The sequence below is a fragment of the Streptomyces sp. HSW2009 genome, assembly GCF_040240285.1.
Taxonomy (GTDB): domain Bacteria; phylum Actinomycetota; class Actinomycetes; order Streptomycetales; family Streptomycetaceae; genus Streptomyces.
The window spans coordinates 1-9534 of the sequence record NZ_JBEHZD010000297.1 but is presented as its reverse complement, the minus strand read 5'-3'; the positions used below and the strand labels follow the sequence as shown (position 1 = coordinate 9534).

The 9534-nt window shown below is 73.1% G+C and carries 7 protein-coding genes; 2 read left to right on the top strand and 5 right to left on the bottom strand.

The genetic code is table 11. The features are described 5' to 3' along the window. Positions 1-197: 197 nt before the first annotated feature. The 5 genes from AAHZ94_RS21025 to AAHZ94_RS21005 all read right to left on the bottom strand — a co-directional run bounded on the left by AAHZ94_RS21025 (position 198) and on the right by AAHZ94_RS21005 (position 5261). Positions 198-485, bottom strand: coding sequence for a DUF1416 domain-containing protein (locus tag AAHZ94_RS21025; protein ID WP_349994532.1), 288 nt, complete (start codon positions 483-485; stop codon positions 198-200). A 59-nt stretch (positions 486-544) separates the two neighbouring features. Beyond that, positions 545-1384 carry a sulfurtransferase gene (locus AAHZ94_RS21020; RefSeq protein WP_349994531.1) on the bottom strand — a complete coding sequence of 280 codons (840 nt, stop codon included), beginning with the start codon at positions 1382-1384 and terminating at the stop codon, positions 545-547. Positions 1385-1963: 579 nt separating this feature from the next. Continuing rightward, positions 1964-2884 (bottom strand): LmeA family phospholipid-binding protein, encoded by a 921-nt coding sequence (locus AAHZ94_RS21015; protein WP_349994530.1) that lies wholly within the window; start codon positions 2882-2884, stop codon positions 1964-1966. A 234-nt stretch (positions 2885-3118) separates the two neighbouring features. Further along, positions 3119-4966, bottom strand: a complete 1848-nt coding sequence (locus AAHZ94_RS21010; protein ID WP_349994529.1) for a hypothetical protein — start codon at positions 4964-4966, stop codon at positions 3119-3121. Positions 4967-4976: 10 nt separating this feature from the next. Continuing rightward, positions 4977-5261 (bottom strand): MoaD/ThiS family protein, encoded by a 285-nt coding sequence (locus tag AAHZ94_RS21005; RefSeq protein WP_349994528.1) that lies wholly within the window; start codon positions 5259-5261, stop codon positions 4977-4979. A gap of 281 nt (positions 5262-5542) precedes the next feature. On the opposite strand from AAHZ94_RS21005, the gene AAHZ94_RS21000 reads away from it, so the two are divergent. Both AAHZ94_RS21000 and AAHZ94_RS20995 read left to right on the top strand, forming a co-directional pair. Next, entirely contained in the window at positions 5543-7276 is a 1734-nt protein-coding gene (locus tag AAHZ94_RS21000; protein ID WP_349994527.1) for an ABC transporter ATP-binding protein, read from the top strand. Beyond that, positions 7273-9435, top strand: coding sequence for an ABC transporter ATP-binding protein (locus AAHZ94_RS20995; RefSeq protein WP_349994526.1), 2163 nt, complete (start codon positions 7273-7275; stop codon positions 9433-9435). The genes AAHZ94_RS21000 and AAHZ94_RS20995 overlap by 4 nt, the downstream gene beginning before the upstream one ends. The last annotated feature ends 99 nt before the right edge of the window (positions 9436-9534 follow it).

Here is a 9534-nt window from a genome sequence, read left to right as displayed (position 1 = left end):
CCCCCCCCCCCCCCCCCCCCCGCCCCCCCCCCCCCCCCCCCCCCCCCCCCCCCCCCCCCCCCCCCCCCCCCCCCCCCACGAACCCGCCCGGCACCGGCCGCGCGCTCCGGCACGGGGGCGGATGCGCGGAGGGCCGCACCCCAGCCATAGGCGTCCAACCCCTGGGGTGCGGCCCTCCGGCCGTCCGGTGTGCGACGTCAGACGGTGATGGCCACCTCGGCCAGCCCGCCCTTCTGCGCCACGACCGTGCGGTCGGCGGTGGCGCCGGGCACCAGCGCGCGCAGCGTCCAGGTACCTTCGGCCGCGTAGAAGCGGAACTGTCCGGTCGCCGAGGTCGGGACCTCGGCGGTGAACTCGCCGGTGCTGTCCAGCAGCCGCACGTAACCGGTGACGGGCTGGCCGTCGCGGGTCACGCTGCCCTGGATGGTGGTCTCACCGGGCTTGATGGTCGACGCGTCGGGGCCGCCGGCCTGTGCTCCACACATGGGTGTCTGTCCTTACGTCAGGGAGGAAGAGGTCGCGAAGGGTCGCGGGGAGTGGCGGGTCAGGAACCCGAGCCGACCTCGATCGGCACGCCGACCAGCGAGCCGTACTCGGTCCAGGAGCCGTCGTAGTTCTTGACGTTGCTCTGGCCGAGCAGCTCGTGCAGCACGAACCAGGTGTGGGCCGAGCGCTCGCCGATGCGGCAGTACGCGATGGTGTCCTTGGCCAGGTCCACGCCCGCGCCCTCGTACAGCTCCTTCAGCTCGTCGTCCGACTTGAAGGTGCCGTCGTCGTTGGCCGACTTCGACCACGGGATGTTGCGGGCGCTGGGCACGTGGCCCGGGCGCTGCGACTGCTCCTGCGGGAGGTGCGCCGGGGCGAGCAGCTTGCCGGAGAACTCGTCGGGGGAGCGCACGTCGACCAGGTTCAGCGAGCCGATGGCCGCCACCACGTCGTCGCGGAACGCGCGGATCGAGGAGTCCTGCGCCTTGGCCTGGTACGTGGTGGCCGGGCGGGTCGGGACCTCGGAGACCAGCTCGCGGGCGTCCAGCTCCCACTTCTTGCGGCCACCGTCGAGCAGCTTGACGTCCTGGTGCCCGTAGAGCTTGAAGTACCAGTAGGCGTACGAGGCGAACCAGTTGTTGTTGCCGCCGTAGAGGACGACGGTGTCGTCGTTGGCGATGCCCTTCTCGGACAGCAGCTTCTCGAAGCCCGCCTGGTCCACGAAGTCACGGCGCACCGGGTCCTGGAGGTCCTGCTTCCAGTCGATCCGGACGGCGTTCTTGATGTGGTTCGTGTCGTAGGCAGACGTGTCCTCGTCGACCTCGACGATGACCACCTTCGGGTCGTCGATCCGGGCCTGGACCCACTCGGCGTCCACCAGGACGTCGCTGCGGCTCATGCTGTTCTCCTCCGGGGCAGATACGGATGGTGCACGGTTACGCGGATGGCGCACCGGCAGGCGGCGCTAGGGGATGCGCGCGGCGCTGCGCGGGGGGTGGTACGAAGCCGGGCCCGGTGTCGGGCGGAACGGGGCGGACCTGCAAGAACGTGCGCGGTGCGTCCCCAACGACGGGGCCTCGTGTCAGACGGGGCGACAGAGCATGGCGGCGACGCGGCACAGGTCTACTGCCCGCCGCTTCGTGAGATCCGCCTGTCGCTTCATGCGTTCGATCGTAAGGACGGCGGGCTGACGTGTCACCGGCGTGTCATATCGTGAGACGAGAATGATTGGCATGTGAGACGGTGACCGGGTGAGCTGCACCCGCGACCCCCGGCGGCGCGGGCCCGTGCCGATCGGCATCTGCACTGCGGACGCCCGCGTCTCAGCAGGTGGACGGCGGGTGGACGGGGTGGCGGCGGGCGCGGGAACGGCCGGCCACCCGAGGGTAGCCGGCCGTTCGGTGGTGCACGTGTTCATGCACGCGTTCAGTGGTGCCAGGGCCCACCAGCGCAACCGCCCGGCAGGGCAGTCGCAGGGTCAGCCGGCCAGTTCGACCGCGTTGCCCTCGGCCTCGATGTCGACGCCGTCCTCCGAGGTGGCGATCGACTTCAGGTCGAGCCCGGCGGGCAGGCCGTCGACCTTGCGGTCGATGTCCGTGCGCTCGCGCACCTTGTCCTCCAGGCCGGGCACCGCGCCGGGCGGGATCTTGTCGGCGCGCAGCCGGATGGTGTCCCCGTTGACCACGCTGACCGTGCCGTACGCGCTCAGCTTGTAGCCGGGCAGCCCGGCGCTGAGCTTCACTCGGCCCTGGCCCGCGTTGTCCTGGCCGGCGTAGCCGACGGTGATGCCGGGGCCGGCGGCGTTGGAGAGGTCCGCATAGCTGACGTGGGCGCGGCCGGTGGCGTGGGCGGCGGTGGCGGAGGAGAAGTTGCCGGAGACCTTGACGTCCCGCATGGTCGCCTTCATCTCGGTGATCCGGATGGCGCGGCCGTTCTCCGAACTGGTCAGGCCGTTGAAGGTGACCTCCACCTCGTCGAACTTCTTGTCCAGCACCTGGGTCAGGAACGGGAAGCCCTTGATCGACACCTCGGGCGTGTCGGTCAGGTTCTCCTTGCTCTTGATCTTCTTGGCCACCTCGGATTCGGCCACGTTGACGGCGATCCGGTCGGCGGCGACGAACAGGCCGCCCAGGATGATCACGAGGACGAGCAGGATCTTCAGGCCCCGGCCACGGCGCCGCCGGGGCGCCGGCGGGGGCGGCTGCCGGTCGTCGTAACCGGCGGCGGGCCCGGCCGCGTACGGGTCGTACCCGCCGCCCTGACCGTCCGCATAGCCGTCGCCGTAGCCGCCCTGGCCCTGCGCGTAACCGTGCGCGTAGTCGCCCTGGCCGTCCGCGTAGCCGTCGCGACCGTCGCCGTAGCCGCCCTCGTACCCGCCGGGTGCGGGCTGGTACGGCACACCGCCCTGGCCACCCCCGTGTGCTGCGCCCCTGTGCGCCGCGTCCGACATGCTGGTGTGCCCCCCAAGGAGTCCGTCAGGTCCGTGCCTGGCAGCGAGCCTAACCGCAGGCGCCCGAAATCGGCCGAACGTTCGCTCGTATCCGGTGACGCCCGGCCGGTGCCCGCGGTTCCGCGCACGGGCCGGTTCCGCGGGGCGCGGCGGGTGTCGGGCGCCCCGCGGAACCGCAGGCGCTCAGCCGAGCGCCCGGCCCAGGACGTAGACGGCCGGCGCCGCCGCGGCGAGCGGCAGCGCGACCCCGGCCGTCAGGTGCACGAAGCGCGACGGGTAGTCGTAGCTGGCCACCCGCAGCCCGACCAGCGCACACACCCCGGCCGCCAGCCCGATGAGCGCGCCTTCGGTGCCGAAGTCGGTGAGGCGTCCGGCGGCGTAGCCGGCGCCGGCCGCCGCGGCGAGCGCGAGCAGTACGGAGACCGGTCCTGGCAGCGGCAGCGCGCGCAGCAGCGCCGCGACCGCGACGCCGGCCGCGCCGATCACCACCGGGTCCGCGTCGGTGGCCAGGTACCCGCCGGCGACCACGGCGAGCGCGGCCGAGGTGGCGGTGGCGGTCAGCCCGTACAGCCGCTCGTCCGGCGGGCTGAGGTTGCGCAGTTGGAGCACGATCACCAGCAGCAGCCAGCAGCCGAGGGTGCCGATCAGCACGGTCGGCGCCTGGTCCCGGTCGGTGGCGAGCAGCCCGATGTCGGCGACGACGCCGGCAAGGAAGGCCAGGGCGATGCCCTGCCGCGCGGGCCACATTCCGTTGAGCCGGAACCAGCCCGCCGCGGTCACCGCCTGGAGCAGCACCACGGCCACCGCGAGCGCCGGTTCGGCGATCGGCGCGGTCACCGCGAGCAACCCGGCGAGCACCGCGGTCAGCGCCGCGGGTTGCAGCCCGGGCCCGAGGATCTGCGGCCGGCCCTCGGCCTTGGCCTTCTCGGCGGCGGTCAACGGCGCGGCCCCCGACTCCCCGACCGCCCCGCTCTCACCACCACCGCGGGGCGCCGCCCCGTCACCCTGGATCGGCTTCAGCACGCGCGTGTCGTCGGCGCGCACGGTGCCGAGCACATGGGTCTGGTCGGACGGCACGGTGCCGAGCACGTGCGTTGCGTCGGCCCGCACGGTGCCGAGGACGTGCGTCTCGTCCGCCCGCACCGTGCCGAGCACGTGCGTCTCGTCCGCCCGGCCGTGCCCGGGCTGCGGCCCGGCGCCGGCGCCCCACGCGGCCGGGTGCGGGCCGTCGCCCGGCGCGCCGTTGCCGTACGGGCCCGCGTGCTGCGGGGCCCCGGCGTACGGTCCGGCCTGGTGCGGCGCGCCCGCTTCGTACGGTCCGGCCTGGTGCGGCGCGGTGCCGTACGGCGCGGTGGTCCGGCCGGGGTCGGCGTGGCCCGCGTATCCGCCGGGGACGCCGTGCGGGTACGAGCCGCCGCCCTGGCCGCCGGCTCCGTACGCACCGCCTTGGAGCGGATCACTCTGGTACGGGCCGTCTCCGAGCGGATCACCCTGGTACGTCGGACCGCTCTGGTACGGGCCTCCGGTGTATCCGCTCCCCTGGTACTGGTTTCCCTCGTACCCGTTCCCCTGCTGGGCGTCGCCCCCGTACGAGCCGTCGCCCTGGCCACCGGCGTATCCGCCGGTCCCGTATCCGCCGGTCCCGTATCCGGCAGCGCCGTACTCGCCGGTCCCGTACCCGCCGTTGGCGTCGTACCCGGCCTGCACCGGGTGCACCGGCTGGTTCGGCTGGTTCGGGTGGCTGTTCTGTGCGGCGTACGGGTCGGGCTGGTAGCCGCCGTCCCCGTACGGAGCGGCCTGGTAGGAGCCGGGTGCGGGGTCGTACGCGGCGTTGTCGTAGGGGGTTCCGTAGCTGGCGGGCGCGTCGTACGGCGTGCCGTACGGGGGCTGGGGCGTGGCGTCCTGCGGCGCGGGCTGCTGCGCGTGCGGCGGGTAGGGGCCGGGCTGGCCCTGGTGTCCGTACTGCTGGTACTGGCCCTGCTGGCCCTGGTCGCCGTGGGGATCGTGGGGGTCGTGCTGTCGGTCGTTCATGGTCGGTGGGTCACCCTCCCGCGAACGGGGGGAGCACCTCGACCGTGCCGCCGTCCGCCAGTTGGACCGTGTCGTGCGCGCGGGTCCCGACGGAGACGCCGTCGACCAGGAACGAGCAGCGCAGCAGCACCCGGGCGAACTCCGGGCTGGCCCCGTGCCGGTGGCGGGCCGCGGTGAGCGCGTCGGCGAGGGTGTGCGCGGCGTACGACTCCTCCGCGGTGCCGGCCGCCGCCTTGGCCGCCGCCCAGTACCGGATGGTCCCGGCCGGCGGGGCCCCCGTGTCCGTTGCCGCCATGGGGCTCCTTCTTCTCGTCTGCCTCGTCCCGCGGACCACCGGCCCGGCTCGGATCGGCCTGCGCGCCGCCGGCCCGTCGGGGGCCGGGCCCGCGCGGGCCGCCCTCCATGATGACGCCTGCCGGCCGCCCCGATCGCCGCGCCGGCCCGGCCGGTGGCCCGCCGCCAGGACGTCCCGAGCGCCGTGCTCGTTGGCCGCGCCCCAGGTGAGGTGGGCAAAGACCGGCTCCAGGTGCGGTAAACCAGAAGCCGGTGCGGCAGGGCTCACATAAGGTGCGCGATGTGTTGGTCCGACTACTGCGCGCGTACCTGCGACCAGCGGCACGCCCCATCGCCGCGATCGTGGCGCTCCAGTTCACCCAGACCCTGGCCACCCTCTACCTCCCGACCCTCAACGCGGACATCATCGACAACGGTGTCGTGAAGGGGGACGCGGGCCACATCCTGCGCACCGGCGGCGTCATGCTCGTCGTGACCCTGCTCCAGATGGTGTGCGCGATCGCCGCCGTCTACCTCAGCGCCCGCACCGCCATGGCGCTCGGCCGTGACCTGCGCGCCGCCGTCTTCGACCGGGTGCAGTCCTTCTCGGCCCGTGAGCTCGGCCGGTTCGGCGCGCCCTCGCTGATCACCCGCACCACCAATGACGTGCAGCAGGTGCAGACGCTGTGCCTGATGACGTTCACGCTGATGGTGACGGTGCCGATCATGTGCGTCGGCGGCGTGGTGATGGCGCTCAACCAGGACGTGCCGCTCTCCGGGCTGCTGCTGGCCCTCGTCCCCGTACTCGGCGTGCTGATCTCGTTGATCGTCCGCCGGCTGCGGGAGGCGTTCCGCGGCGTGCAGGAGAACGTGGACCGGGTCAACCGGGTGCTGCGCGAGCAGATCACCGGCATCCGGGTCATCCGGGCGTTCGTCCGCGACGGGTACGAGCGGGAACGGTTCGCCGGGGCCAACGGCGCCCTGCGGGACGTCTCGCTACGGGCCGGGCGGCTGATGTCGCTGCTGTTCCCGGTCGTGGGGCTGGTCATCAACGTCTCCAGCGTCGCCGTGGTCTGGTTCGGCGGGCACCGCATCGCCGGCGGCGACATGGAGATCGGCGCGCTGACCGCGTTCCTCTCCTATCTGATGCAGATCATGATGGCCGTGATGATGGGCACCTTCATGCTGATGATGGTGCCGCGGGCCGAGGTCTGCGCGGAGCGCGTACAGGAAGTGCTCACCACCGAGAGCAGCGTGGCGCCCCCGGCCCGCCCCGTCACGCCGGCCCGGCAGCGCGGCGAACTTGAGCTGCGCGGCGTGGAGTTCCGCTACCCGGGCGCCGAGGAGCCGGTGCTGCGCGACGTCTCGCTGACCGCGGGGCCCGGCCGCACCACGGCCGTCATCGGCAGTACGGGCAGCGGCAAGTCGACGCTGATCGGCCTGGTCCCGCGGCTGTTCGACGCGACGGCGGGGCAGGTGCTGATCGACGGGCAGGACGTGCGCGACCTCGACCCGGAGCAGGCCGGCGGCCGGGTGGGCCTGGTCCCGCAGAAGCCGTACCTGTTCAGCGGGACCGTCGCCTCCAACCTGCGGTACGGGAACCCGGACGCCACCGACGAGGAGCTGTGGCAGGCGCTTGAGGTGGCGCAGGCCAGCGAGTTCGTGGCGGCGATGGAGGGCGGGCTCGCGGCGCCCATCGCACAGGGCGGCGGCAACGTCTCCGGCGGCCAGCGGCAGCGGCTCGCCATCGCCCGTGCGCTGGTGCGCGAGCCGCGGATCTACCTCTTCGACGACTCGTTCTCGGCGCTCGACTACGCCACCGACGCCCGGCTGCGGGCTGCGCTCGCCCGCCGGACCGCGGACGCGACGGTGATCATCGTGGCGCAGCGGGTCAGCACCATCCGCGACGCGGACCAGATCGTGGTCCTGGACGAGGGCCGGGTGGTCGGCACCGGCACGCATCAGGAGCTGATGGAGACCAACGAGACGTACCGGGAGATCGTACTGTCCCAGCTCACGGCGGAGGAGGCGGCATGAGCGCGCCGGAGGGGAGGCCGGGGCCGGGACCGCGGCCGGGGTCCGAGCCCGCAGCCGAGGGCCGGCCCGAGGACGAGCCCCAGCCCCAACCCAAAGCCCAGTCCCAAGCCCAGCCCAATGCCCAGTCCCAACCCCGGCCCAAGGCCAAGGCCGCCCCGCGCGGGCCCGGGCCCGGGATCGGGGCCGCGCGGTTCCTGGGCGGCCAGCCCACCGAGCGGACCATGGACTTCCGCGGGTCGAGCCGTCGACTCCTTGGCATGTTGCGGCCCGAGCGGCTCGGCGTGACCGTGATGGTCGGGCTCGCCGTGGTCTGCATCGCGCTCAGCGTGATCGGCCCCAAGCTGCTCGGCCACGCCACCGACCTGATCTTCACCGGCGTCATCGGCGACCGGCTCGCGGACGGCCAGACCAAGGCCGAAGCCGTCCAGCGGATGCGTGACAGCGGCGAGGGAACGGCCGCGGACGTGGTCGCCGCGATGGACGTCGTACCAGGTCAGGGCATTGACTTCGATGCGGTCGGGCACACCCTGCTGTGGGTCCTCGCGATCTACCTGGTGGCCGGCGCCGGCACCTTCCTCCAGGCCAGGCTGGCCACGTACATCGTGCAGCGCACCGTCTTCCGGCTGCGCGCCCAGGTGGAGGAGAAGCTGGCGCGGCTGCCGCTCAGCTACTTCGACCGGCAGGCGCGCGGCGAGGTGCTCAGCCGCGCCACCAACGACATCGACAACGTCGGCCAGACCCTCCAGCAGACCTTCGGCCAGATCACCCTGTCGCTGCTGACCATCGTCGGCGTGCTGGCGATGATGTTCTGGATCTCGCCGCTGCTGGCGCTGGTCGCCCTGGTCACGGTGCCGGTCTCGGTGGTGATCGCGACCCGGATCGGCAAGCGGGCGCAGCCGGAGTTCGTCCAGCAGTGGACGACCACCGGGGCCCTCAACGCGCACGTGGAGGAGATGTACACCGGGCACGCCCTGGTGAAGGTCTTCGGCCGGCAGCAGGAGTCGGCGGAAACCTTCCGCGAGCACAACGAGAAGCTGTACGCCTCCAGCTTCCGGGCCCAGTTCATCTCCGGGATCATCCAGCCCGCGATGATGTTCATCGGCAACCTCAACTACGTACTGGTCGCCGTCGTCGGCGGGCTGCGGGTGGCCAGCGGCTCCCTGTCGATCGGTGACGTGCAGGCGTTCGTGCAGTACTCGCGGCAGTTCAGCCAGCCGCTCACGCAGGTCGCGAGCATGGCCAACCTGGTCCAGTCGGGCATCGCGTCGGCCGAGCGGGTCTTCGAACTCCTCGACGCCGACGAACAGACCCCGGACCCGCCCGCGACCAAGGCGCTCCCCCCGCCCCGCCCCGCGCCAGGCCCGGCCGCCGCCCCGGCGCCGGGGGCGGGGCGCGGCGAGGTCGCCTTCGAGCGGGTCAGCTTCCGGTACGAGGACGACAAGCCGCTGATCGATGACCTGTCGCTGACGGTGCGGCCAGGACAGACCGTCGCCATCGTCGGCCCGACCGGCGCCGGCAAGACCACCCTGGTCAACCTGCTGATGCGGTTCTACGAGGTGCGCGGCGGCCGGATCACCCTGGATGGCGTCGACATCGCCGCCCTGCCCCGCGAGGAGCTGCGCTCGCACATCGGCATGGTGCTCCAGGACACCTGGCTCTTCGGCGGCACCATCGCCGAGAACATCGCGTACGGGGCGCCCGCCGGCACCTCCCACGACGCCGTCGTGGGGGGGGCGCGCGCCACCCACGTGGACCGTTTCGTACGGACCCTGCCGGGCGGCTACGACACGGTGATCGACGAGGAGGGCGCCGGCGTCAGCGTCGGCGAGAAGCAGCTCATCACCATCGCCCGGGCCTTCCTGGCCGAGCCGGCGATCCTGGTCCTGGACGAGGCGACCAGCTCCGTGGACACCCGCACCGAGGTCCTCATCCAGCAGGCGATGGCCTCCCTGCGCACCGGCCGCACCAGCTTCGTCATCGCCCACCGCCTCTCCACCGTCCGGGACGCCGATCTGATCCTGGTGATGGAGGCGGGCACGATCGTCGAGCAGGGCACGCACACCTCGCTGCTCGCGGCGGACGGCGCGTACGCGCGGCTGTACGCGGCCCAGTTCGCGGGCGCTCCGAGTGAGGGGGCCGAACCGGTGCTGGAGGGGTGAGGGGTAGGGGTTGCTGAGGGAGGCGGGGGGGGGGGGGGGGGGCCCCGCCGGGGGGGGGGGGGGGTGGGGGCCGCGCGGGGACCCCCCCCCCCCCCCCCC